Source organism: Mucilaginibacter sp. P4_A11 (assembly GCF_056402535.1).
The window spans coordinates 595,930-621,455 of sequence record NZ_JBFUHE010000001.1; the positions used below are offsets into that span (position 1 = coordinate 595,930).

Consider the following 25,526-nt stretch of genomic DNA (forward strand, 5'->3'; position numbering starts at 1 on the left):
AAATATAAAAACACTGAAGTGAACGGAATAGGATTATTGATTGCATTTGTTCTTTTTATAGTATTACCATTTGCCGGTTTATGGAAACTGTTTGAAAAAGCAGGTAGGCCAGGTTGGGAAGGCGTTGTACCGCTCTATAATTTTTTTATCATCATTAAGTTAACCGGCCGGCCGGCATGGTGGTTCATTTTGTTATTGATTCCGGGCTTAAACTTTTTGGTAGCTCTGGGCCTGATAGTTGATTTTTTGAAATCATACGGCAAATTCACTTTTGTTGAACATGTACAGGGAGTGATCCTGCCTTTTATTTATTTCCCTAAATGGGGTAATGATAAAACTACCAAATATTTTGGCCCCTCGGCAGGTCCCGAGTTTAGGCAGAAGTATAAGCTTGCGCTTAAGAAAACCCAGGCACGCGAATGGGCTGATGCTATCATTTTCGCAGTGATTGCTGCTACGTTGATCCGTACATTATTTATAGAAGCTTATGTGATCCCCAGTGCCTCGATGGAAAGCTCATTGCTTATTGGCGATTACCTGTTTGTAAGTAAGGTTAACTACGGCGCACGTTTACCCATGACGCCCGTTGCATTCCCTTTTGCACATCATACCATGCCGCTTATTAATACCAAAGCTTACTGGGATGGTATTGAACTGCCATATTACCGCTTGCCAGGTTTAAGCGATATTAAAAAAGGTGATGTGGTGGTATTTAATTATCCTATGGATGCCGATTCGCCTTATTTCAGGCCTGTTGATAAACGCGAAAACTATATTAAACGCTGCCAGGGTACCCCGGGCGATACGCTGAGCGTTGTTAATGCCCAAGTGTTTATAAATAGTAAGGCTGCTATTACGCCGCCAAACGGTGAGATCACTTATAACGTTAAAACGGATGGGAATGAGCTTAACCCGCAGATAGCAACTGATTTGCATTTATCTGATATCTCGTCAATAAATAACACCGAGTTTATTACCAATACTACCGAAGAATCGGCAAAGGCTTTACGCGGATATTCAAATATTAAATCGGTTACCCCAAGGTTAACGGCAAGGGGGGCATCTGATCCGCTTAACCCTGTTTATCCTGCCATTTTCTCCAATTACAAAATAGGGGCTAACATCCCTGATTATAAATGGAATGTGGATAACTTCGGACCGATCATTGTGCCTAAAAAGGGCTGGACAGTAAAGCTGGATAGTTTAACATTCCCGATCTATGGTCGCGCGATAGCGGTATACGAAGGCAACAAAGTGGAGGTAAACGGAAACGAGATCCTGATCAACGGCAAAAAAGCTGATAGCTATACCTTTAAAATGAACTACTATTTTATGATGGGTGATAACCGTCATAATTCGGAAGATTCACGTTTCTGGGGCTTTGTTCCGGAAGATCATATTGTGGGTAAAGCATTGTTCATTTGGATGAGTGTTGATGATAACGCTTCCTCTTTCATTCACAAGATCCGCTGGAGCAGGTTGTTTAACGTGATCCATTAGGCGACGCCCCTAACCCACTAAATGGGGAACTTTAGCACAAGGCCTGTTTTGCGAAGCAAAACAGGCCTTGTGCTTTAATGTATATGCTGCCGCGGGCTTCCGGCCCGTGGTTTACCATGGTTTCAGCTTTCAGCTGAACTGCGGGTTGTGTAAGCTGAAAGCTTACATGATGGCACCCACGGGTTACGCTACGCTAAACCCGCGGCAGTTTATAGTTTATCTATTTCAAACCTCTCCGCCAGTTTATTCAAATCTTCAACAACAGCATCAACTAACGGGATCCCATTAGCCATTCTATCGGCCTCTGCCTCCAGTTCCGGTTCGCCGGGGATAACGACTTTTTGTGTGGGATCAACAGTAGCTGATGATTTGAACCGGCTTACCCAATTATCTAAATGATCTTTAAACTCATCAACCGGGCGGAAGCCATCCACCCGCATCGCCCCTAAAAAATGGCCTATACCAGCACCAACCGGATCATTCGGCGGATCGAGAAAAGCTACAAATGGCGGAACCCAGGGGCCGTAGTTTGCACCTGATAATACTGCTGATAATATATCAACCGTAGCGCTCAAGCCAAAACCTTTATGGCTACCATGGTCGCGATCACTGCCAAGGGGCAGGAGGGAGCCTCCGGTTTTTAGGGCATGCGGGTCGGTTGTGTAGTTGCCTTCTTTATCCTGGATCCAGCCTTCAGGAACTTGCTTGCCTAAACGCTGTGCTATTTCAAGTTTGCCATTGGCGGCGGCGGAGGTAGCCATATCAACAATTACCGGCGGGTATTTACCTGCCGGAAAGGCATAGCACATAGGGTTGGTACCCAATAGCCGCTCGCTGGAAAAAGTTGGTGCCACCAACGGACTGGCATTAGTCATGGCAAAGCCGATCATATCTTTTTCAACAGCCTTTAGTGCATGATAACCTGCAATACCAAAGTGGTTGGAATTACGTACCGATACCCATCCTGATCCATATAATTCGGCTTTTTTAATAGCTACTTCCATTGCGAAGGGAGCAACTACGAGGCCGAGGCCTGCGTCGCCGTCTATTGTGGCTGTTGTGGGCGTTTCATGTACTATCCGGATATTGGGTGTGGGGTTGATACGTTTCTTCTCCCACAGGCGCACATAGCCGCTCAGGCGGGCCACGCCATGCGAGTCGATACCCCGCAGATCAGACTTGAGCAGCACATCGGCAGCTAATACTGCATGTTCATGGCTGCAGCCTATGGCTTTGAATATATCTTCGGTGAATGTGCGTAGGGTAGATGGGGATATCAGCATAGGGGCAAAGATAACCGTTGATTATGAACCCTGATACACTTGATTTAAGGATTTCTTGAGTTTAGTGCACTTTGAGAAATGTCGAACAAGGAAATTCTGTTAATTCTTAAATTCTGAAAATTTTGATTCAGACGAATTTTGCGTTAGGGATGGAAGCGGATACCGGCCATGTGGTTAAGGCCTTGCGCAGTATGAGCGTACAGCCCGGGCCGCAGGTAACGCCTAAGCAGCGTGTCTAAATAATTGTTAAAACTGACGTCATTGCGAGGTACGAAGCAATCTCGAACTGTACAGGGAGGATCTGCTTAGCTGCTCTGTAAAGTCGGGGATTGCTTCGTACCTCGCAATGACGGTTGGTGAAAATTGCTTCGTACCCTTACAGGAATGACGGTTCTGGCGATTATATACCCATAAAAAAAGACCATCGGCTTACGCAAATGGTCTTTTTATTTTTTGATCCCACACCTTTCAGTGGGCCGGTCGTCTATCAAACTTTGATCTCAACCTCAACACCGCTTGGCAATTCAAGCTTCATCAGGGCATCTACAGTTTTTGAGTTAGAGCTGTAAATGTCTAATAAGCGCTTGTATGAGCAAAGTTGGAATTGCTCACGTGCTTTTTTGTTTACGTGTGGTGAACGTAATACGGTGAAGATTTTCTTTTCGGTTGGTAACGGAAGTGGTCCGCTAACTACAGCGCCTGTCGGCTTTACTGTTTTTACGATTTTCTCAGCAGATTTATCTACCAGGTTGTAATCGTAAGATTTTAATTTGATCCTGATTCTTTGGCTCATTTTTGTTTGTTATTATGGCTGATTATAAGAGCTATTAATTATAACCCGCCGGTTTATTATTTTGAAAAGCTGATTGGCAACTATTCTCTAATCACCAATCAACTATTCTCTGATTTTTTAGTTATTACCTGCAGCTTTTTTGCCTTTTGCTTTAGCTACTACTTCGTCCTGTACGTTGCGTGGTGCTTCAGCATAGTGATCAAACTCCATGGTTGAAGTAGCACGGCCAGAAGTAATGGTACGTAACTGGGTTACATAACCAAACATTTCTGAAAGTGGTACAGTTGCTTTAATAACCTGTGCACCTGCACGTGAATCCATACCTAAAAGCTGGCCACGACGACGGTTCATGTCACCGATAACATCACCCATGTTTTCTTCAGGGGTAAGGATCTCGATTTTCATGATCGGCTCAAGCAATACAGGTTTACATTTTGGCAATGCCTCGCGGTAAGCCATCTTAGCAGCTAACTCGAAAGATAGCGCGTCCGAATCGACTGCGTGGAATGAACCATCAATTAAACGTACTTTTAAGCTTGTTAACGGATAACCGGCTAATACACCATTTACCATTGAAGCTTCGAAGCCTTTTTGTACAGATGGGATAAACTCACGAGGGATTGAACCACCGCTGATCTCGTTCACAAACTGTAAGCCTTCTTTACCTTCATCATTTGGTGAAAGGATAACCTGGATATCAGCAAATTTACCACGACCACCGGTTTGTTTCTTGTATGTTTCGCGGTGTTGGATAGTACCTGTGATAGACTCTTTGTAAGCTACTTGTGGAGCACCCTGGTTAACCTCAACTTTAAACTCACGTTTTAAGCGGTCCATGATGATATCCAAGTGAAGCTCGCCCATACCTGAAATTACGGTCTGGCCGGTTTCTTCGTCAGAGTTTACACGGAAGGTTGGATCCTCTTCGGCTAATTTACCTAAAGCCATACCTAATTTATCAACGTCTGCCTGAGTTTTAGGCTCAATCGCTAAACCGATAACCGGCTCAGGGAAGTTCATTGACTCAAGGATGATCGGGTGTTTCTCGTCGCAAAGGGTATCACCTGTTTTGATATCTTTAAAGCCTACTACCGCAGCAATATCACCTGCACCTACGTTAGGGATAGGGTTTTGCTTGTTAGCGTGCATCTGGAAGATACGTGAAATACGTTCTTTGTTATCTGAACGCATGTTGTGAACGTATGAACCGGCTTCAAGGTTACCTGAGTAAACACGGATAAAGCACAAACGACCTACGAAAGGATCGGTTGCAATTTTAAATGCTAAAGCTGCAAATGGCTCTTTAACATCCGGTTTACGTAAAATCTCTTCGCCAGTATCAGGGTTAGTACCAATGATACCTTCAACATCCATAGGTGATGGCAATAATTCCATCACATAATCAAGCATGGTTTGTACACCTTTGTTTTTGAATGATGAACCGCAAACCATAGGAACGATCTTAGCGTCCAAAACTGCTTTACGTAAAGCGTCAAGCACTTCACGCTCAGTGATAGTTTCAGGAGCATCAAAGAATTTTTCCATCAGGCTTTCGTCATACTCAGCTACTGATTCAAGCAATTTCTCTCTCCACTCGGTAGCTTCTTCAATCATATCCTCAGGAATAGGCACTTCAGTAAAGGTCATACCTTTATCATGCTCATTCCAAACGATACCTCTCCAGTTAATCAGGTCAACAACACCTTTAAAGTGTTCTTCGGCACCGATAGGTAACTGAAGCGGAACAGCGTTGCTGCCCAACATGCTTTTAACCTGTTTAACAACGTTCAAGAAATCGGCACCAGAACGGTCCATCTTGTTAACGAAACCGATACGGGCAACGTTATAGTTGTTAGCAAGCCTCCAGTTGGTTTCAGATTGAGGCTCAACACCGTCAACCGCGCTGAAAAGGAACACCAAACCGTCAAGTACACGTAATGAACGGTTTACCTCTACGGTAAAGTCCACGTGACCCGGGGTATCAATGATGTTCATATGATAGTTGTGGTTCCTGTATTTCCAGTTAACGGTTGTAGCAGCCGATGTAATGGTAATGCCACGTTCCTGCTCCTGTGCCATCCAATCCATGGTAGCGGCACCTTCGTGAACCTCACCAATTTTGTGGCTTACACCAGCATAGTAAAGGATACGCTCGGTAGTGGTAGTTTTACCAGCATCAATGTGAGCGGCAATACCTATATTTCTTGTATATCTTAGATCTCTTGACATTTTTGTTTTTTTATGATTACACCGATTATGTTATGATTTCACTGATTTATTGCGATTATGCCTAAAAGGCGCAATCATAGTAAAACAATATAATCTTAATATATAATCGGTGTAATCCTTTTATATCGGTGTAATCCTTAATTAGAACCTGAAGTGTGAGAACGCTTTGTTAGCCTCAGCCATTTTGTGCGTATCTTCTTTCTTCTTAACAGCGGCACCTTCGCCTTTAGCTGCTGATATGATCTCACCTGCTAATTTCTCCATCATGGTTTTTTCACCACGACGACGTGCATAGCTGATCAACCATTTCATACCTAAAGCTATTTTACGCTCCGGACGAACCTCTGTAGGTACCTGGAAGTTAGCACCACCTACACGGCGGCTTTTTACTTCAACAGCAGGCATAACATTGTTTAAAGCTTTTTTCCAGGTTTCTAAGCCGTTTTCGCTTGTTTTTTTCTCAACAATTTCAACAGCGTTGTAAAAAATGGCGTATGCGGTTGATTTTTTACCATCATACATCATGTTGTTTACAAACCTTGTTACCAAAGTATCATTGAACTTTGGATCAGGAAGGATAATTCTCTTTTTTGGTTTTGACTTTCTCATTGCTTTCTATCCTCCTTAATTATTTCTTTTTACCTTTTGTTGGCGCTGCTGCTACCTGACCTGGTTTAGGACGTTTGGTACCATATTTTGAACGACGTTGGTTACGGCCAGCTACACCTGATGTATCCAGTGCACCACGGATGATGTGGTAACGTACACCTGGTAAGTCTTTAACACGACCACCGCGGATCAAAACGATAGAGTGCTCCTGTAAGTTGTGACCTTCACCTGGGATGTAAGCGTTTACTTCTTTTCCGTTGGTTAAGCGCACACGGGCAACTTTACGCATTGCTGAGTTTGGTTTTTTAGGGGTAGTGGTATACACGCGTGTGCATACGCCTCTTCGCTGTGGACAGCTGTCCAACGCTGGTGACTTACTCTTGTCAACCAGAGCTACTCTACCTTTTCTAACTAATTGCTGAATAGTAGGCATTTCTTGCTTTTTTGTCTAATAATTTTATCCCGCATTTCGGGACTGCAAAAGTACGAACATTATTTTTGATTTTCAAGTAGTTGTGTGAAAGTTTTTTTGAAGGGAAGATATTGAGGGTGTGATTGATATAACTCATTTGTTTTGCTGATAAATGCGATATTTAGAATGAGTTATTAAGACGATGAAATATTACAAACGAAATTGAGACGAATCAAGAGGAGATGAATTTGATTTCTGGGGTGCTTCATTATGGTACTTTGAATGCGGCGAAGATGATTATGTGGTAAGGCAGATAGAGGTTTACAGTAATGGAACTGTTTTAAAATACGATGAAAATCATGAGGAAGATCTGTACGGACTCTCAGAAGCGCCACTGGAGCTGAACGAATTTGCGGAATTTGAAATCAGCAGTGAGGAATTTGAACAAGTATGGGCAAATGAAGGCTGAAAAGAGCTGCTAAAGACTTACGAAGTTTTTAAAACTTCGTAAGTCTGGGTTTAGTTGTTTAATTCAAGTTCAGACACCAAGTCCAAACTAACATCCATCCTCCAATCACTAATTAGGGCAATACCTGCGGCCCGGGCTGTACGTTCATACGCCTGCAGGCCTTACGCTCTTTGGCCGGTATCCACTTCCATCCCTATTGCGAAATCCGTTTCTATTAATATTATACCCACAGGTACAAAAACGGGCCGGTTACCGATGTGACCTGGTTTAGGAAACAGCGGGCCGGCCCTTAATACTTTATATAATGGTTTAATCAGGAGCTTATTCTTTTACCTTATTCCAGGTATCGCGGTTAAAAGCCAATACCTTGGTGGGGTTGCCGCTTGCATCTTTGGTGAACTTTAAGGGAAAGCCGAAAGGTTGATTTAAAAACAGTACATCCGATAATGGTTTGAAATGGATCTCTTTGCCATCCCATGATTGCTTGAGTGTTAAGCCTGCAGGCGTTGCAGTGATTTGCAGAAAAAGATCAGCTCTTTCGTCCGATTGGTATTTGCCTGCTAAAACTTTTATCTGTTCAGGTTTCAGTTGAACCTTGGTAGGCGGTGTATAACTTTTTATCTTTGTGAATACTTGTCTGCCGCCCAAAGAAATCTGGCTGATCTCCCCGGCTTCATTCTTTGAAAATACAACCGGGATCTTTTCATCTCCGTCGCCATCTAAAAGCTCAAATTCAAGATCTGATTTGCGGTTTAAGGTTAGTTTTTCATCTCCACCAAGTTGTTGGGCTACTAATTTATCGCCATCAACAATCAGCTTATAAACCCTAAACTCATTTTCCTTTAGCTGGTAAATGCCTTCAAATGCCTTGAGTGGCGTATCGGCAATAATTGTTGTTGAATGTGCTGCTTTTGCAATAACGGGGAAGGTGCCAGGGGCAATTGGTAAAGTAAATGCAACTATAAATGCGAACCTGCATATATAGCTTTTAGTTATTTTAATGCTGGTCATTTTTAATAGGTTTATAATGTATGACCCAAACTTACAAAAAATGATTTTGAAAATACAAAATATTCAGAATTAAATTCTGTTAATTTTTATTTTTATCGTTTTTAATTTTGAATTTATTATATTATATGATAAAGTGCACAATAAAATTCGGTGACAGCTAATTGAAGGATATATAAAAAAAAGACGCCGGGTAAAAATCCGGCGCCCTCTTTCATCACTCAAAAACTACTTATGGAAAACTTAAATTAACAATCTTAATAACCGCGATCATGATAATGACCATGATCATTACCGTTATTGTAGCCATTATTATAACCGTTGTTATATCCGTTACGGTACCTGTGATGGTGACCATAATCTTCACGTACCACGCAGCCTGAGGTTACGGATACTACTGCTGATATTAATAGTGCCAAAGCAACAAATTTCCTTTTCATGGTGTAAAATCTTTAATCATCATCTTTATTGAAGATGTACACATATATGACTGATGCAAATGGAAAAGGATTAATGGAGATTGTAAATGTGTAATGATCTAGTACATAAATAAACGATGAGCTTTAGTTTTACTGACTATTTTTCCTGAATGCGCATTTATGAAAAGGTTTGTAACGGTGGTTGAATCGGCGGGACCGGGATCATGATGTTCAAAATTCCATAAAATTGCTCCCTCAATGGCCGAATACTGAATTCGCGCGTCCGAATTTCCGAAATTTTCTTTTTGGGCGATGGCCTTCGCCTCTTCCTCGCTAATGATCTTCGCCTTGGCCGGAGAGTGTTTAATGTCTGGCAGTTCAACTATACCTATGAGCTTGCCTTGTTGATTGAGTTTGAGGCTGAAGCTATAAAGGTTTTTATTAGCAACGCTATCCCAAACCATAAAGCATAGTGAATAAACCGCCGGTATCCAGCCATTTTCTTTTGCTTTCGGGTTTCGTTCGTAAAATTTTTTCAGATCAACTATTTGCCCGCCGTTTAGCACTAACCTTTTATAAAAGTTATATCCAACCCTGTTGATTAATACGGCTTTTGTTTTTGCTTGTATAGATTTGGGTAAATCTGTTATATCATAGGGTTCGAGGGGATAATATCCTCCATACAATACTTCGCCGCAGGTGTAATATGCAGACGTTTTTGCAGGTGAAACGCTAATTACAGGCACAGAATTTTTAATGCCTGTAATATCAAATAAACCGGGTTTTACGAAGTTGTTTGCCCTATTGCCGATCTCGACCTGGTAAGTGGCAGTAGAATCATAATTGAGTGCGGTAAAGGTTCCTATGCCTTCGGCATCTGTATGGGCCCAATCAACATATTCGTCAGCATTTTTTAATATCCTACACCATTTAGAGGCCATCGGCTGCCCCGTTTGTGCATTTAACATTTTAAACCGAAAAGTTCGCCTAATTGGTGCGGTTTGGGCTGACGTTGCTAAGGATAAGGTTATAAAAAGGTATAATAACAAGTATTTCATAGATATTGTTAAGATACGATTTAAAGGAAATGACGTTTGTAAAAATTATGTTCAAATTAATCGAACCAACCCCACGCTTTCTCTGTATTCCTGCTGAATAATGAGCAGGCAGTTAGCGCACAGGCACCCGTCATACAACTCGCTTACGTACTGCACTTCGTTAAGGGTAAGCTGCACGGTACTGCACTGACACTTGGTGAATGAATTGGCTTTACATTCAAAAGGTGTTTCGCAACGTTCGCAACGGATAATTTCGTGTTTGGTCATTTTTTTTCAGTCCGAAAGTCAATAAGTCGGATAAGTCCGGAAGCAAGGGTAAAGGTATTGATAAAATGGATGTTGAATGTCAATGCAATAACACTAAACCAAAAAAGTCCATAAGCTAAAACTTATGGACTTTAAATCTATTGTTCTTTGTCTTTCGGACTTATCCGACTTACGGACTTTCCGACTACAAAAAAACTTATGCCGAACAAGTCACGCAGCCTTCTTCCATTGAGCATGAAGGGCCCGCAGGGATTTCGTCAGCAACGGCGTCAACAACGGCCGGGATAACCGGATCCATGTTTTTGCCGCCCTGGTTTTCAACTGTGAATTTAACCGCTTGCGACGCTGCTTGTGTACGCAGGTAGTACATACCTGTTTTCAAGCCTTTTTTCCATGCATAGAAGTGCATTGAAGTCAGTTTAGAAGCATTTGGTGAGTTGATGAACAGGTTCAATGATTGCGACTGGCAAATGTATGCGCCCCTGTCGGCAGCCATATCAATAATGCTGCGCATTTTGATCTCCCAAACAGTTTTGTACAATGCCTTGATATCGGCAGGGATCTCAGCTATATCCTGGATTGAACCGTTAGCGCTGATGATCTTATCTTTCATGCTGGTGCTCCACAAACCAAGGTTTACTAAGTCACGCAACAGGTATTTGTTCACTACAATGAACTCTCCGCTTAATACACGACGGGTGTAAATGTTTGAAGTGTATGGTTCAAAACATTCGTTGTTACCCAGGATCTGTGATGTTGAAGCAGTTGGCATTGGTGCAACTAATAATGAGTTACGTACGCCGTGGTTCATTACATCTAAACGCAGGTTTTCCCAATCCCAACGACCGCTTTCTGGTTTTACTCCCCACAGATCAAACTGGAATTTACCTTGTGACAATGGTGAGCCTTTGAATGTTTCATAAGCGCCATCTTGAATTGCCATGTCTTTTGAAGCTGTCATAGCTGCAAAGTAGATGGTTTCAAATATCTCGATATTCAGTTGTTTAGCTTCTTCGCTTTCAAACGGCATCCGCAGTTGGATGAAGGTATCGGCCAAACCTTGTACACCTAAACCGATAGGACGGTGCCTTAAGTTTGAATATTCAGCTTCTTTAACAGGGTAGTAGTTGCCATCAATAATACGGTTAAGGTTGATGGTGGCCTGGTAAGTTACTTCATACAATTTATCATGATCAAACGCACCGTTGTTGATGTAACGTGGCAATGCTAATGATGCAAGGTTACAAACAGCTACTTCGTTAGCATCGGTATACTCGATGATCTCGGTGCAAAGGTTTGAGCTTTTAATGGTACCCAGGTTTTGCTGGTTTGATTTACCGTTAGCAGCATCCTTATATAATAAATATGGTGTACCGGTTTCAACCTGTGCATCCAATACTGCAAACCACAATTCCTGTGCTTTTACAATACGGCGCTGGCGGCCTTCTTTTTCATATTTAGTATAAAGAGCCTCAAATTCCTTACCCCAGCAATCTGCCAGGCCTGGTGCTTCGTGCGGGCAGAACAAGCTCCAGTCCTCATTAGCTTCAACACGTTGCATGAACAGGTCAGATACCCAAAGGGCATAGAACAAGTCACGTGCACGCATTTCTTCCTTACCATGGTTTTTACGCAGGTCAAGGAATTCGAAGATATCGGCATGCCAAGGCTCTAAATAAACAGCGAAAGCGCCTTTACGTTTACCGCCGCCCTGATCAACATAACGTGCAGTATCATTAAATACACGCAGCATGGGAATGATACCGTTGCTGGTACCGTTAGTGCCGCTGATGTATGAACCTGTAGCCCTTACATTGTGGATGCTTAAACCGATACCGCCTGCACTTTGCGAAATTTTGGCAGTTTGTTTCAGCGTATCATAAATACCTTCAATGCTGTCATCCTTCATAGTTAACAGGAAACATGACGACATTTGAGGTTTTGGTGTGCCAGCGTTGAACAAAGTAGGTGTAGCATGTGTAAACCAGCGCTCGCTCATTAAATGATATGTTTTAATGGCGCTTTCAATGTCATGTTTGTGGATGCCTACAGATACACGCATGAACAGGTGCTGCGGGCGCTCGGCAATTTTACCGTCTATTTTTAACAGGTATGATTTTTCAAGGGTTTTAAAACCGAAGTAATCAAAACCAAAATCGCGATCGTAAATGATGGTGCTGTCAAGTAGCTCAGCATTTTCCTGGATCACTTCCCAAACGTCATCAGCAATAAGCGATGCATCTTTACCTATTTTCTTGTCAACATATTCATGCAGGAGGCGCATGGTTTCAGAAAACGATTTGATGGTGTTTTTGTGCAGGTTTGATACCGCGATACGCGATGCCAGCAAAGCATAATCAGGATGCTTGGTGGTTAATGAAGCGGCGGTTTCGGCAGCCAGGTTATCCAGCTCGGAGGTGGTGACGCCGTCAAATAAACCTTCAATTACCTTTTTAGCTACATCAATAGGGTCAACTAATTGAAACCCATAGCACAGTTTTTCAATACGTGCGGTGATCTTGTCAAATTTTACGGACTCTCTTCTACCGTCTCTTTTTACTACGAACATTTTCCCCCTCCTTTGCCCCGTTAAAAGCGAAGCTTTTTTAAGTTAATATTATTGTGATTTGATTATTTTATTCTGAACCTTGATTTTCTTGATTTGAGGATTTCCTGATTTAGGATTACCTAATCTCTTATCTCCAGTCTCTAATCTCTCTAACCCTAAAAATCATCATCAAGCGAAAAGCTTTTGCTTTCGGCCGATGCGTTTAGTACGCCACTTTTTTGATAGTCGCCTACGCGTTTTTCAAAAAAGTTTGTTTTGCCTTGTAATGAAATCATTTCCATGAAATCGAATGGATTGGTTGCGCCGTAAAATTTGTCGTAACCAAGTTCGCCCAGCCACCTGTCGGCCACAAACTCAATGTACTGGTTCATCAGTTTTGCGTTCATGCCTATCAGGTTAACCGGCAGTGCGTCGGTTACAAATTCCTTTTCAATTTCAACGGCGTCGGTAATGATCTTGGTAACCTGTTCCTGCGGCAGTTTGTTTTCGAGCATGCCATATAATAAGCAGGCAAATTCACAGTGCGAGCCTTCATCGCGCGAGATCAGCTCATTACTGAAAGTCAGGCCTGGCATCAGGCCGCGTTTTTTAAGCCAGAATATGGAGCAGAAGCTACCTGAAAAGAAGATCCCTTCTACCGCTGCGAAAGCCACCAACCGTTCGGCAAAATTGCCGTTGTTGATCCATTTCAATGCCCACTCCGCTTTTTTTCCTACACATGGTACGGTATCAATCGCGTGGAAAAGGCGGTCTTTTTCGGCCGGATCCTTTACATAAGTATCAATAAGCAGCGCATAGGTTTCTGAGTGGATGTTTTCCATCATGATCTGGAAACCATAAAAACAGCGTGCTTCGGGTAATTGAACTTCGCTCATGAAGTTTACCGCCAGGTTTTCGTTCACGATACCGTCACTTGCAGCAAAAAATGCAAGGATGTGTGAAATGAAATGTTTTTCACCCGAATTAAGATTTTCCCAATGTTTGAGATCGTCCGAAAGGTCGATCTCTTCGGCAGTCCAAAAGCTGGCCTCCGCTTTTTTATACATCTCCCAAATTGCGGGATACTTGATGGGAAGGATAACAAACCGGTCCTTGTTTTCCCGCAGTAATAATTCGTTTTCCAAACTCATAGATGTCTACCTTTTTTTAATTTTTTCTTCAATCACGTATTCAGACACGAAATCGAGCCTTACTTTTCAATAAAGCTTTAAATTTTGATGCCTTTAGGTTGCCCTTTGGCAATTGTATTTTGTAACTTTCTGACAGCCAGGTGTTTAATTAGAGGATGACGAGTGCATCAGGCTGTCGGCCGAATACTTTTTTATTACCTTGTAGAGCAAAGTTAATGTTTGAGATGTGTAGTTGTGAATGATAGTTTTTCACAAACACCCGAGTTATCCACACTTTAGCGGTACTTGTTATATTGATTAAAAATTAATGGACTTGAAAACAGTCAATTAAAAATTTGATTGAAATTTGGAGGCCTTTATACTTGCGGATTACGATAATTTAACATTATAAATTACTTGACTTAACACCGACAATTATTGCCAATAACGAAATGCTTTTGCTTTACACCGGTATCAATATGTAAATGCTGGGTTAAAAGACCCTTGCAAGCAGGTATGTGGAAAACAAATACGCCCGTAAGTCATCAACCTACGGGCGTATTCCTCAAAGTTTTACGAATTATTTTGCTTCCTCAACCGGAACAAACTTCATCGACACTGAATTTACACAATGGCGGGTGTTTTTAGCGGTCATATACTCACCTTCAAACACGTGGCCCAGGTGGGCACCGCAATTGGCACAGAGAATTTCCACCCTGCGACCGTCGGCATCCACCACACGGCGTACGGCTCCTTCAATTTCATCGTCAAAGCTTGGCCAGCCGCAAAACGATTCAAACTTATCTTCTGACCGGTAGAGCGGTGCATCACAGCGTTTGCAAACGTATAAGCCCTGTGCCTTGTTGTTCAGTAAAGAACCCGTGAATGGCCTTTCGGTGCCTTTGTATAATATTACCCTCTCTTCATCGGGCGTTAATTGATTGTATTCCATATTTTTTGATTACTCCGATTTGTTTTATGATTGTGCCGATTAGGAAATGTTTTCGGCTTTTCATCTACATAAAGATACGACAAATTAGGGTGATATTATGTTTTAGCAGTTGATGTTTACACTGGTTTGACGAGGCGGGAAAATGTTTGAACCTAAATAAAACCGGCGTCATTGCGGTACGAAGCAATCCCCTGTTTACAGAGGTATATGCTTAGTTACTCTGCTGCCTGGGGATTGCTTCGTACCTCAGCAATGACGATTTTTAGTTAAACTACCACGAGTTCAATATCCCGCATCCAGTTTTTTCAACATTTCGAGGCCTGCATCCCATTCGCCATAGCCTGCTGATACATTAATATGGCCGGCAGCGCCTATATCCGCTATCTCACTTCCCCAGCTGTTTGCAATTAGCCGTGCTCGTTCAGGGCTTACGTAGAAATCGTTGTTACTAATTACAGTTATTGATTTGAACGGCAGCCCGGTTAAAGGTACAGGGGCAAAGCCGGTTGTGCCGGATGGGTAACTATCTGCTTCGGTATCGCTGGGTGCAACTAATAGTGCCCCTTTTATGCTGATGTTATATTGTGAAGCCCAATAGGCTATGGCGGCACAGGCAAGGCTATGGCCAACTAATATCACATTTGCCGGATCGTATCGGTTTACATATTCATTTAAAGTTTTTACCCAGTCTGCACAAACGGGTGTTTCCCAGTCCTGCTGTTCAACACGGGCAAAGTTAAAGCGCTTTTCCCAAATGCTTTGCCAATGTTGCGGACCTGAATTGCCCAGCCCTGGAAGTATAAGAATGTCAGAATTAAAAGTCATGGTTTCAATAAGAAGCTAATACTCTAATAATTGAAAGCTCAATATATGGATTTTTAAACAGTCGCCCGAAGGACGCTAAAGCAGCTAAGCTCCCCCTTTAGGGGGCTGGGCGGCTTCGGCGATTTGCTTTATAACCTCATTTCTCTTTAATAGCAGCCTCGTCATATACTTTGATAAAAACAGATAGTTCACCGCTTCGCCCAATATCCCGCCCGGAGATTCAAACGTGAAAATATCCCGCATCATAGTTTGGTTAAGAATAGGGTAAAAGTAATGCTCGTGTGTAAAGCTTTTAAAAGCGCCCTCAACCTGGATATCGGTAAAGTGATAAGGATACTCCATCTCGGTGATCTTTGAGCTAAGGTTTTGCCAAATACCGAAATGTTTGGCCCGCCAGGTAACGGTTTCGCCAAGTTCAATCAAGCCGCTTGTTCGCCCGGCAATGGCCTGCTCGCCGGTGTGTTTGGTTGATTCCACATGTACATCGATGTTGCGGGCTATATCAAAAACTTTGTCAACCGGGGCGTTGATATGGGTAGCAAGCAGGATCTGTGACGGCATATGGTATAAAAAAAGGCTGTTGTATAACAACAGCCTAAATATAGTACTACGCTTTGCAAATAATCAGCGTAATCATAAAAATCAAAAAATAATCAACGGTTAAAATTCCGCGTTCTTAGGGAACCTTGGGAAAGGGATCACATCACGGATATTGCCCATGCCGGTAACAAACAGTACCAAACGCTCAAACCCTAAGCCAAAACCCGCATGCGGACAAGAACCGAAACGGCGGGTGTCCAAATACCACCAAAGCTCTTCGGTAGGGATGCCCATTTCGTTCATGCGTTGTTCAAGCTTATCTAAACGTTCTTCACGTTGTGAACCGCCCACAATTTCACCAATGCCCGGGAACAGGATATCCATAGCGCGTACGGTTGTACCGTCGTCATTCTGGCGCATATAAAATGCTTTGATCTCCTTAGGGTAATCGGTAAGGATCACCGGTTTTTTAAAGTGCTTTTCAACCAAATAACGCTCATGCTCGCTTTGCAGATCTGTTCCCCAGCCTTCAATAGGGTAAACAAATTTTTTCTTTTTGTTCGGGGTCGATTCCTTCAGGATGTCGATGGCCTCGGTATAAGTAAGGCGCTCGAAATCGTTAGTTAAGCAAAACTGCAGTTTTTCAAGCAGCGTCATTTCTGAGCGCTCGTTTTGCGGTTTGGTTTTTTCCTCCTCGGTTAAGCGCTGGGTTAAAAACTCAATATCATCGGCGTTTTTATCAAGCGCGTATTTGATCACATATTTCAGCATGTCCTCGGCAAGGTCCATATTGTCAACCAAATCGTTAAAGGCAACTTCGGGCTCAATCATCCAAAACTCGGCCAGGTGGCGTGTGGTATTTGAATTTTCAGCACGGAAGGTTGGGCCGAAGGTATAAATGTCGCTCAGGGCCATAGCACCAAGTTCACCTTCCAGCTGACCGGATACGGTTAAATTGGTAGCACGACCAAAAAAGTCCTGCTTGAAATCGATCTCGCCGGTATCAGTTTTCGGGATGTTATCCAGGTCGAAGTTGGTAACGTGAAATGTTTCGCCGGCACCTTCCGCATCTGAAGCGGTAATTACAGGTGTGTGCAGGTAAACAAAGCCGCGCTCCTGGAAAAACTGGTGCACCGCGAATGCCAGGCTGTTACGCACCCTGAAAATGGCACCAAATGTACTGGTACGGAAACGCAGGTGGGCATGCTCGCGCAAAAACTCCAAACTGTGCTTTTTAGGCTGGATAGGGTATTTTTCAGGGTCACTGTCGCCTAAAATCTCAATTTCGGTAGCTACAACTTCAACAGTTTGGCCTTGACCCAAAGAAGCAATGAGTTTACCCTCAACGCTAAGTGCAGCGCCTACAGTGATACGTTTAAGCAAAGCCGGGTCGGTATTTTCAAAGTCGACAACAATCTGGATGTTATTATTAGTTGAGCCATCATTCAAAGCAATAAAACGATTTGAACGGAATGCACGCACCCATCCTTTAACTGTTACATCAATTTCGGTTTGCTGGCTTTGCAGCAATGCTTTGATCTTAGTTCGCTGACTCATATCATGTATAATTTTTAGAGTCGCAAAAATACAATTAATTATCAAAGCACACTTTGAAACGTCAGCTAAAAAACATCAGCCGGTTAAATTGGAAGGGAGATATCGGGAAAGAGGGGAATGGGGAAATGGAAACCTGTGATTCAAAACACAGCCGGAAACATATTAGTGTTCCCGGCCATTGCTTTTTGACGCTTACCTGCCTGATACCATAATGGTGTCACGACGGTTTAAGCTTGGTGCCGCCTGGCCACCAACCATGATTGTGTCTTTTCTTTTGTTTAGCGACGACTGGTCAAGGATGCTCTTTTTAGTACCAACGCTATCCTGTTTAGGCGCTACGCCATTTTTCTGGCAACCTGCAAATAACAGCAATGATAATGCGGCAGCTGTAAATAAAACTTTTTTCATAATGCTAAATTTACAACTAATACGAATAATAAATAAGGCTTGTTTCAATTAATATTTAAATTTGACTTTAAACTTGCCTTTGCTAAAGGAAACTTTATCCGGAAGGGTTCCCGACGGGTTGTCGTTCACTTTCAGAAACTTAAGTTCAAAAAAACCTTGTAATATTTTATCGGCCCGGTTATACGAAATTATGGTTGCCGAGCTAAGATGGGTTGGGTCTGGCTTGTATTCAACCAACAAGGTTCCGTTTTTTGTAATGCGGTAAAAGTTTTCGTTTGCTTTAAGTGTATAATACCCAACGCCGTCAAATACAATTTTAAAACCTACTTGCTCTTCCTCGCTTCCGGTGTTGGTTTTTCCTGAAACAGTAATGGTATCGCCTAATGAGTTTGAACCGGACGGATCAGCCTCCCATTGGGTATCATTTTTTTGCGCGAGCATAAAATCTGGCGCGACTGGAAAATTACAGCAGTCCTTTTTCTTGCAGGCCGAAAAAAGCAGCATCACGGCTATGGCTATCATAAACCAGGGATATCTCATTGCTTTGTTGATGACAGGTTAACAAATTGTACAGGGAATATAAAGGTATTTAAAAGTAAGGCATATTATGCAGGCTTTCAGTAAGTTTGCCGCTCATTTAATTTTACCGCGTTATGAATCCCAGGGTGAGCCTTGTTATTGGTATTTTATGTATCTCTTTTTCGCCAATATTTGTGAAGCTTGCCGGGGTATCACCAATTGGTTCGGCATTTTACCGGGTATTTGTAGCCTGGATATGCCTTGCGCCTTTTTGTTTATTCAAAAGAAAACTTAAGGTAGATAGAAAGCAGCTGCTTATCTCTGTAGCCGCGGGAATGGTATTTGCGCTTGATATTGCCGTGTGGAATATTTCGCTGTTAAAGATCAGCGCTACCGTTTCAACACTTATAGCCAACCTTGCGCCGGTTTGGGTGGGCCTGATGAGCTTCCTGTTTTTAAGAAAACGCTCCGGGCTGTTGTTCTGGATAGGTACGCTCATAGCTATTGCAGGTATGGTGATACTGGTAGGCTATGAACATATCCTGCACATGGAACTTAATACCGGCATATTATTGGCCGTATTAGCCAGCTTTTTTTATGCTACCTATATCATGATCACTAAAAATATTATGGCAGGTATTGATGTATTTAGTTTTATGTTTTACAGCATGCTTAGCGCCAGTATTTTTTTATTAATGATAAATGGATATATGCATAATGATATTGTTCATCTTACATTAAAAGTGTGGCTTTGTTTTATAGGGATGGGGTTGATTTGCCAGTTAGCGGGTTGGCTCACAATCAACTACTCGCTGCGGTACCTTGAATCTACCAAAGTATCCATCGCTTTGCTAAGTCAAACAGTTTTTGCGGGGCTGCTTGCTGCTTTTTTGCTTCATGAGCGTTTGGGTTTTAATGAAATTGTTGGCAGCGCCATTGTTTTGGCTGGCATAGCCGTAACATTTTTAAAGCCACGTAATCAGGCAAATAAAATCGTATCTTAACGATTGTTAATTATCCAATAAGGTTTTGCCCTACATTTGCAGCTAACTCATGATCCAAAAATCCACTATCGACCGTATTATGGAAGCCACCGACATTGTGGAGGTGATAGGGGAATTTGTGCAGTTAAAAAAACGCGGGGCTAACTACGTAGGCCTTTCACCTTTTGCTAATGAGCGTACGCCCTCTTTTACGGTATCTCCTGCAAAAGGTATTTTTAAAGACTTCTCTACAGGCAAAGGTGGTTCGGCGGTTACATTTTTAATGGAGCTGGAGAAATTCAGTTACCCTGAAGCCTTGAAATGGCTGGCCAAAAAGTACGGCATCGAGGTTGAAGAAACTGTCGAAGCGCCTGAAAACCGTGAGGAGGAGCTCCGCCGGGAAAGCCTCATGATCGTATCGGCATTTGCCGCTAAGTTTTTTCACGAAACCATGCTTGATACGGAGGAAGGTCAAAGCATTGGCCTCAGCTATTTTAAGGAACGTGGCTTTACAGCTGATACCATTAAAAAATTTGAGCTGGGCTACTCGCCCGATCAATGGGAAGCTTTTACCGGCGCGGCCATCCGGAACGGCTATAAAGAGCAATTTTTGGTTGAAAGCGGCCTGTCAGTAAAGCGGGATAACGGCGCGCTGTTTGACAGGTACCGCGGCCGGGTTATGTTCCCGATCCACAGTTTTACGGGCAGGGTAATCGGTTTTGGTGGTCGTACGCTTAAAAAAGATAAAAACGTAGCCAAATACGTTAACTCGCCCGAGTCGGAGATCTACCATAAATCAAACGTACTTTACGGGCTTTACTTTGCTAAAAAGGCCATTCGTGAGCAGGATAACTGTTACCTGGTAGAAGGTTACGCGGATGTGCTTTCGGTACACCAGGCTGGGGTTGAAAACGTGGTGGCTTCATCAGGCACATCACTTACTGCTGAGCAGATCAAGCTCATTGCCCGTTTTACCCAAAATATCACTATATTATATGATGGCGACGCTGCAGGGATCAAGGCCTCGCTGCGTGGTTTGGATATGATCCTGGAAGCGGGGCTTAATGTTAAGGTGGTATTGTTCCCCGATGGCCACGACCCGGATTCGTTTGTACAGTCGAAAGGTTCAAGCGCCTTTAAAAAGCATATCGAGGAGAATAAGAAAGACTTTATCCTCTATAAAACCCAGATCCTGCTTAAGGAAGTTGGGAACGACCCAATAAAGAAAGCCGACGTGATCCGTGAGGTGGTTGAAAGTATCGCTAAAATTCCTGATAGTATTAAAGCATCGGTATTTATAAAAGAATGCAGCGGGTTATTGCAGATAGATGAGCGCGCCCTTTTATCCGAGCTTAACAAAATGCGCACGGCTAAAGCAAAAAAGGAAGAGCAGCAGCGCCAACAGCAAAACAACAGGTTTGCCGAAATGCCTGACGAGCCTCATTTTTTTGATGAGCCGATAGAGCCGGAGCCTCAAATTGCCAAGGATGATGCTTTCCAGGAAAAGGAAATAGTGCGTTTGCTGCTCCATTACGGCAGCCGTATGATTGACTGGGATGGTATTGCCAATACCTACATAGGCCCGTTCATTATAGCTGAATTAAGCGATGTTACCTTTGATCACCAGGTTTGCAAGCAGATAACAGAAATTTACCGCCGCGAAGTAGAAAACGGTGTGTTGCCGGATGAGGCTTATTTTATTCACCATAAGGATAAAGCTATAGTTGATTTGACCATTAACATGCTGGCCAGCAAGTATTCGCTCAGTGACAACTGGTATGAAATGCACAAGATTACCGTGAATGATGAGCAGGTAAATATGAAGGCAACTATCCTCGGCGCTATCTTCCACCTTAAAAAACATAAGGTTGGCAAGATGCTGGAAGACCTGCGTACACAGCTTCAAAAAGCCGATACAGAGGCCGACCAGGAAATACTGCTTAACCAGTATATGCGTATGAAAAAAGTGGAAAAATCTATATCCGACTTTTTAGGCTCTGTAATTATTAAATAATGGCCCGGCATCTTGAACTTGGCCGTACCGGTGAAGCATTAGCCAAAACCCACCTCGAAAAAGCAGGCTACGAGATCCTTGATGAAAACTGGACTTTCGGAAAAGCTGAAATAGATATCATTGCTTATAAAGACAAGGTTATTATATTTACAGAAGTAAAAACCCGCACGGGCAATGGCTTTGGCGAACCGGAAGACTTTGTTGATAACCGTAAACAGAAACTCCTTGCCGGGGCAGCTGATGAATACATATACCTCATGAACCACCAGGGCGAAGTGAGGTTTGATATCATTGCGATATTGTTTGACCGCAGCGGAAATTATATACTAAACCATATAGAAGATGCGTTTTGGCCTTCGGCCACATAACACTTATGAATAATACTAAATTAAAGCTATTTTTTGCCGCCCTTGCCCTAACGGCTTTCGGCTGCAGCTGTAACCACAAACCTGATAGCGGGGCTACAGATTATACCATAACCCCCGATGCCGGCGCTAACTACAAAGCCGGCGATAAAATTGACATTAAAGTAGGCTATCCAACCGGCAGTAAAGTCGATTCGGTAGTTTACCTGCTCGATTCGGCAAAGATCACTTCCAGTAAGGATACCGCGGGCATCAGCCTTAAAACAGATACCATTGGCTTAGGTATCAGGATGATCACCGCCAGGGTTTATGCAGATGGTAAAAGCAATGAGGTATCTACCAATATTCTGTTACTGGCAGCGAAAGCTCCTGCCAGGTACACTTATAAGGTTGAAAAGGTATTCCCGCATGATACCGCTGCTTATACTGAAGGCCTGCAATATGTTGATGGCATCATGTTTGAAAGTACGGGTGAAAAAGGATATTCAACTATTCGCAAGGTTGATCTGAATACCGGTAAGGTTTTACAGGAAACTAAGCTCGACACTCAGTACTTTGGCGAAGGCCTTTCGGTTGTTGGTGATAAGGTAGTTCAATTAACTTATAGGGAAAAAGTAGGCTTTGTATATGATAAAAAGACATTGAAGCTGCTTAATAATTTTGCTAATAACATTGGCCCGGAAGGCTGGGGAATGTGTTATGATGGTAATAAATTGTACATGGATGATAGCACTAACCGCATCTGGTTCCTGGATAAGAATAATTACCGCCAGATAGGCCACATTGATGTATGTGATGATAAAAAACAGATAGATTCGATAAACGAACTGGAATATATCAACGGTAAAATATACGCTAACGTATATCAAACTGATGACATACTGGTGATCAATCCTAAAACCGGCGCGGTTGAGCAGAAGATTGATATGAAGGAGATTTACCCGGTAGCCAGCCGCCCGCAAGACAGGGATTGGAACAACAACGTGTTAAATGGCATAGCCTGGGATGAAAAAGGTAAGCGTCTGTTTGTAACCGGCAAAAAGTGGCCGCATTTGTACCAGGTTAAGTTTTTACCTGCCCCTTGAGCCACTAACCCCTGAAAGGGGACTATGATTTTTAGAAGGATTTATAACAACGGCCCGGAATTTCCGGGCCGTTGTTGCTATAATTGGCCTGAGCAAAAATTTTAACTTTCAACCGTTGAGCCAGCAATAAATAAATAATTTTTATTTTTAGCTTTATGTCTAACAATATATCTTTAATCCTAACCTAATCATTTAAATCATGTTCCGAAATTTATTCTCTTTCGAAGGTCGCATTCGCAGAACCGAATACGGCATCAGCTTTATTATTTACGCAATTTGTTATGTGTTGACGCGCGCTGTTATGGAGTCGGGAAGCGCAATTGCAGGGGTAGGGATTCTTGCATTAGTTCCAATGCTTTGGTTTTTATGGTCGCAGGGAGCCAAACGTTGTCACGATTTAGGCAATAGCGGTTGGTATCAGCTTATCCCCTTCTATTTTTTTGTACTGATATTTCAGGAAGGAAGGGCTGGCGAAAATCAATATGGTGAAAATCCAAAGGCTGTAAACGACCCATTTGATCCTTACGATTACAAAAGCCCGTTCCCTGATCAAAATGCATCATCAACAGAAACTTATTCAGAAACAAAAGAATAAATCTTTATTTATAGATCGTTTGTGTACTATGGCTAACCAGCGGCAGCGAAAGGCATATAACAAGAAACGCCCTGGATTATTTTCAGGGCGTTTCTTGTTATCTATAAAACTCCCCCTTAAGGGGCTGGGGAGCGATTACCTCCACGCTTTATATTGATTGATCAAACCATTGGTTGAAGAATCGTGGCTGCTGATCTCAGCGTTATCTTTTAACTCAGGAAGGATCTTGCCGGCAAGTTGCTTGCCAAGCTCTACGCCCCACTGGTCAAAGCTGTAAATATTCCAGATAATGCCTTGGGTAAAGATCTTATGCTCATACGCGGCTATCAGTGCGCCTAAAGTGTACGGAGTGATCTTTTTGATCAGGAATGAGTTTGTTGGACGGTTGCCTTCAAAAACTTTGAAAGGAGCGATCTTAGCAATTTCTTCGCCTGATTTTCCGGCTGCTTTCAATTCTTCAATAACTACCTCTTCGGTTTTGCCGTTCATTAAAGCTTCGGTTTGGGCAAAGAAGTTTGAAAGCAACATGTTGTGATGCTCGCCAAGCGGGTTGTGTGACTGTGCCGGAGCGATGAAGTCGGCAGGGATCAGTTTAGTGCCCTGGTGGATCAATTGGTAAAAAGCATGCTGGCCGTTTGTTCCTGGCTCGCCCCAAATGATCGGGCCGGTTGAGTAATCAACATCTTTACCATTACGGTCAACATGTTTACCGTTACTTTCCATATCGCCTTGCTGGAAATAGGCCGAAAAACGGTGCAGGTACTGATCGTAAGGCAAAATCACATTGGTTTCGGCCTCAAAGAAGTTGTTATACCAGATACCGATCAAGCCCATTATAACAGGAATGTTTTGGTCAAACTCGGCAGATTTGAAATGATTGTCGGTAGCGTGGGCACCGGCAAGCAAATCGGCAAAGTTTTCAAAGCCAATGCTCAGGGCAATTGACAAGCCGATAGCGCTCCATAAAGAGTAACGGCCGCCAACCCAATCCCAAAACTCAAACATGTTTTTGGTGTCGATACCAAATTTTTCAACAGCTGCGGCATTGGTTGAAAGGGCTGCGAAATGTTTAGCCACATCAGCTTCGGTAGCACCGCTGGCCAGGAACCAGTCGCGGGCACTGTGGGCATTACCCATAGTTTCCTGCGTAGTAAAAGTTTTTGAAGCAACCAGGAAAAGGGTAGTTTCAGGATCAACCGCTTTCAGGGTTTCAACTATATGTGTACCATCCACGTTACTTACAAAGTGGAGGTTTAAATGATTTTTGTATGCTTTTAACGCTTCGGTAACCATTACCGGGCCAAGGTCAGAGCCGCCAATGCCAATATTAACTACGTCGGTAATAGCTTTACCCGTGTAACCTTTCCATTCGCCCGAAATAATGGCCTCGCTGAAAGATTTCATCTGATCAAGCACTTTATTTACATCAGGCATAACATCTTTACCATCAACATAAATAGGGGTGTTGCTGCGGTTACGTAATGCGATGTGCAGTACTGGCCGGCCTTCCGTAACGTTGATCTTTTCGCCCGAATACATGGCGTTTATCGCCTCTTTTAGTGAACATTCTTTGGCCAGTTGTATCAACAAAGCGATGGTTTCATCGTCGATACGGTTCTTTGAATAATCAAGCAGGATATCCTCAAACTGGATCGAGAATTTATTAAATCGCTGGTCATCAGCATCAAACATTTCCTTAAGGCTTTTTGATACAATATCAATGTAATGATCTGTAAGATATTTGTAAGCCTGGGTTGTTGTAAAATCGGTAGTTGGCAGCATAATTGTGTTGTTTTTTAACAAAAGTAAAAAGTTAATTGGAAGGTGCTTGTTAAATAAAATAATTGTCTGTCTTAGTGTTTATTAAACACGGCGGGCATAGTGTTTGTTTTACACCTAAAAATTATGAATATTACAAAGAAATTATAAATATATTTTGAAGTTTAAAATTTTTATTT

At 42.7% G+C, this 25,526-nt stretch carries 24 protein-coding genes and 1 pseudogene; 7 read left to right on the forward strand and 18 right to left on the reverse strand.

Features of this window, described 5'->3' with window-relative positions; genetic code table 11:
- Positions 1-18 precede the first annotated feature (18 nt).
- Entirely contained in the window at positions 19-1,500 is a 1,482-nt protein-coding gene (gene lepB, locus AC1DUD_RS02675) for a signal peptidase I (protein ID WP_477371278.1), read from the forward strand.
- Positions 1,501-1,709: 209 nt separating this feature from the next.
- Here lepB and AC1DUD_RS02680 read toward each other — a convergent pair whose 3' ends face one another.
- The 5 genes from AC1DUD_RS02680 to rpsL form a co-directional block, all read right to left on the reverse strand.
- Positions 1,710-2,783: an Ldh family oxidoreductase gene (locus tag AC1DUD_RS02680; protein WP_477371282.1), complete on the reverse strand. Its 1,074-nt coding sequence runs from the start codon at positions 2,781-2,783 to the stop codon at positions 1,710-1,712.
- Between the two features lie 487 nt (positions 2,784-3,270).
- A complete protein-coding gene (gene rpsJ / locus AC1DUD_RS02685; RefSeq protein ID WP_022830652.1) occupies positions 3,271-3,576 on the reverse strand; it encodes a 30S ribosomal protein S10 in 306 nt (101 codons plus the stop codon).
- 117 nt (positions 3,577-3,693) lie between these two features.
- Complete coding sequence (gene fusA, locus AC1DUD_RS02690; RefSeq protein WP_330862784.1) at positions 3,694-5,805, reverse strand: elongation factor G; 2,112 nt, start codon at positions 5,803-5,805, stop codon at positions 3,694-3,696.
- A gap of 141 nt (positions 5,806-5,946) precedes the next feature.
- Entirely contained in the window at positions 5,947-6,414 is a 468-nt protein-coding gene (gene rpsG, locus AC1DUD_RS02695; RefSeq protein WP_121231910.1) for a 30S ribosomal protein S7, read from the reverse strand.
- Positions 6,415-6,433: 19 nt separating this feature from the next.
- Positions 6,434-6,847 (reverse strand): 30S ribosomal protein S12, encoded by a 414-nt coding sequence (gene rpsL, locus AC1DUD_RS02700; protein WP_073405808.1) that lies wholly within the window; start codon positions 6,845-6,847, stop codon positions 6,434-6,436.
- A gap of 262 nt (positions 6,848-7,109) precedes the next feature.
- On the opposite strand from rpsL, the pseudogene AC1DUD_RS02705 reads away from it, so the two are divergent.
- A pseudogene (locus tag AC1DUD_RS02705) lies at positions 7,110-7,295 on the forward strand (DUF6881 domain-containing protein); the annotation flags it as partial.
- A gap of 321 nt (positions 7,296-7,616) precedes the next feature.
- On the opposite strand, the gene AC1DUD_RS02710 reads toward AC1DUD_RS02705, so the two are convergent.
- The 12 genes from AC1DUD_RS02710 to AC1DUD_RS02765 form a co-directional block, all read right to left on the reverse strand.
- Positions 7,617-8,306 (reverse strand): hypothetical protein, encoded by a 690-nt coding sequence (locus AC1DUD_RS02710; protein WP_477371289.1) that lies wholly within the window; start codon positions 8,304-8,306, stop codon positions 7,617-7,619.
- Positions 8,307-8,560: 254 nt separating this feature from the next.
- On the reverse strand, positions 8,561-8,743 hold the full coding sequence (locus AC1DUD_RS02715) for a hypothetical protein (protein WP_477371292.1): 183 nt from the start codon (positions 8,741-8,743) through the stop codon (positions 8,561-8,563).
- A gap of 98 nt (positions 8,744-8,841) precedes the next feature.
- Positions 8,842-9,690, reverse strand: coding sequence for a hypothetical protein (locus AC1DUD_RS02720; protein ID WP_477371295.1), 849 nt, complete (start codon positions 9,688-9,690; stop codon positions 8,842-8,844).
- A gap of 141 nt (positions 9,691-9,831) precedes the next feature.
- Positions 9,832-10,047, reverse strand: a complete 216-nt coding sequence (locus AC1DUD_RS02725) for a cysteine-rich CWC family protein (RefSeq protein WP_477371298.1) — start codon at positions 10,045-10,047, stop codon at positions 9,832-9,834.
- 196 nt (positions 10,048-10,243) lie between these two features.
- A complete protein-coding gene (locus AC1DUD_RS02730; RefSeq protein WP_477371301.1) occupies positions 10,244-12,616 on the reverse strand; it encodes a ribonucleoside-diphosphate reductase subunit alpha in 2,373 nt (790 codons plus the stop codon).
- 155 nt (positions 12,617-12,771) lie between these two features.
- The gene (locus AC1DUD_RS02735) at positions 12,772-13,746 is read right to left on the reverse strand and encodes a ribonucleoside-diphosphate reductase small subunit (protein ID WP_477371304.1); all 975 of its coding nucleotides are present in this window, start codon (positions 13,744-13,746) and stop codon (positions 12,772-12,774) included.
- 559 nt (positions 13,747-14,305) lie between these two features.
- Positions 14,306-14,677: a methionine-R-sulfoxide reductase gene (locus tag AC1DUD_RS02740; protein ID WP_477371307.1), complete on the reverse strand. Its 372-nt coding sequence runs from the start codon at positions 14,675-14,677 to the stop codon at positions 14,306-14,308.
- 282 nt (positions 14,678-14,959) lie between these two features.
- Positions 14,960-15,502: an RBBP9/YdeN family alpha/beta hydrolase gene (locus AC1DUD_RS02745; protein WP_477371310.1), complete on the reverse strand. Its 543-nt coding sequence runs from the start codon at positions 15,500-15,502 to the stop codon at positions 14,960-14,962.
- An 84-nt stretch (positions 15,503-15,586) separates the two neighbouring features.
- Complete coding sequence (locus AC1DUD_RS02750) at positions 15,587-16,063, reverse strand: SRPBCC family protein (RefSeq protein ID WP_477371313.1); 477 nt, start codon at positions 16,061-16,063, stop codon at positions 15,587-15,589.
- A 99-nt stretch (positions 16,064-16,162) separates the two neighbouring features.
- Positions 16,163-17,599 (reverse strand): asparagine--tRNA ligase, encoded by a 1,437-nt coding sequence (gene asnS, locus AC1DUD_RS02755; protein ID WP_477371316.1) that lies wholly within the window; start codon positions 17,597-17,599, stop codon positions 16,163-16,165.
- A 192-nt stretch (positions 17,600-17,791) separates the two neighbouring features.
- Positions 17,792-18,007 (reverse strand): hypothetical protein, encoded by a 216-nt coding sequence (locus AC1DUD_RS02760; RefSeq protein ID WP_477371319.1) that lies wholly within the window; start codon positions 18,005-18,007, stop codon positions 17,792-17,794.
- Between the two features lie 48 nt (positions 18,008-18,055).
- On the reverse strand, positions 18,056-18,547 hold the full coding sequence (locus AC1DUD_RS02765) for a hypothetical protein (protein ID WP_477371322.1): 492 nt from the start codon (positions 18,545-18,547) through the stop codon (positions 18,056-18,058).
- Between the two features lie 113 nt (positions 18,548-18,660).
- Here AC1DUD_RS02765 and AC1DUD_RS02770 point away from each other — a divergent pair, with 113 nt between their 5' ends.
- From AC1DUD_RS02770 to AC1DUD_RS02790, 5 genes are all read left to right on the forward strand, one after another.
- On the forward strand, positions 18,661-19,530 hold the full coding sequence (locus AC1DUD_RS02770) for a DMT family transporter (protein WP_477371325.1): 870 nt from the start codon (positions 18,661-18,663) through the stop codon (positions 19,528-19,530).
- 49 nt (positions 19,531-19,579) lie between these two features.
- The gene (gene dnaG / locus AC1DUD_RS02775) at positions 19,580-21,523 is read left to right on the forward strand and encodes a DNA primase (RefSeq protein WP_477371328.1); all 1,944 of its coding nucleotides are present in this window, start codon (positions 19,580-19,582) and stop codon (positions 21,521-21,523) included.
- On the forward strand, positions 21,523-21,891 hold the full coding sequence (locus AC1DUD_RS02780; RefSeq protein WP_477371332.1) for a YraN family protein: 369 nt from the start codon (positions 21,523-21,525) through the stop codon (positions 21,889-21,891). Before dnaG ends, AC1DUD_RS02780 begins: the two co-directional genes overlap by 1 nt.
- Positions 21,892-21,896: 5 nt before the next feature.
- Entirely contained in the window at positions 21,897-22,973 is a 1,077-nt protein-coding gene (locus AC1DUD_RS02785) for a glutaminyl-peptide cyclotransferase (RefSeq protein WP_477371336.1), read from the forward strand.
- A 199-nt stretch (positions 22,974-23,172) separates the two neighbouring features.
- On the forward strand, positions 23,173-23,568 hold the full coding sequence (locus AC1DUD_RS02790; protein WP_477371339.1) for a DUF805 domain-containing protein: 396 nt from the start codon (positions 23,173-23,175) through the stop codon (positions 23,566-23,568).
- A 135-nt stretch (positions 23,569-23,703) separates the two neighbouring features.
- Here AC1DUD_RS02790 and pgi read toward each other — a convergent pair whose 3' ends face one another.
- Positions 23,704-25,350: a glucose-6-phosphate isomerase gene (gene pgi, locus AC1DUD_RS02795; RefSeq protein ID WP_477371342.1), complete on the reverse strand. Its 1,647-nt coding sequence runs from the start codon at positions 25,348-25,350 to the stop codon at positions 23,704-23,706.
- Between the last annotated feature and the right edge of the window lie 176 nt (positions 25,351-25,526).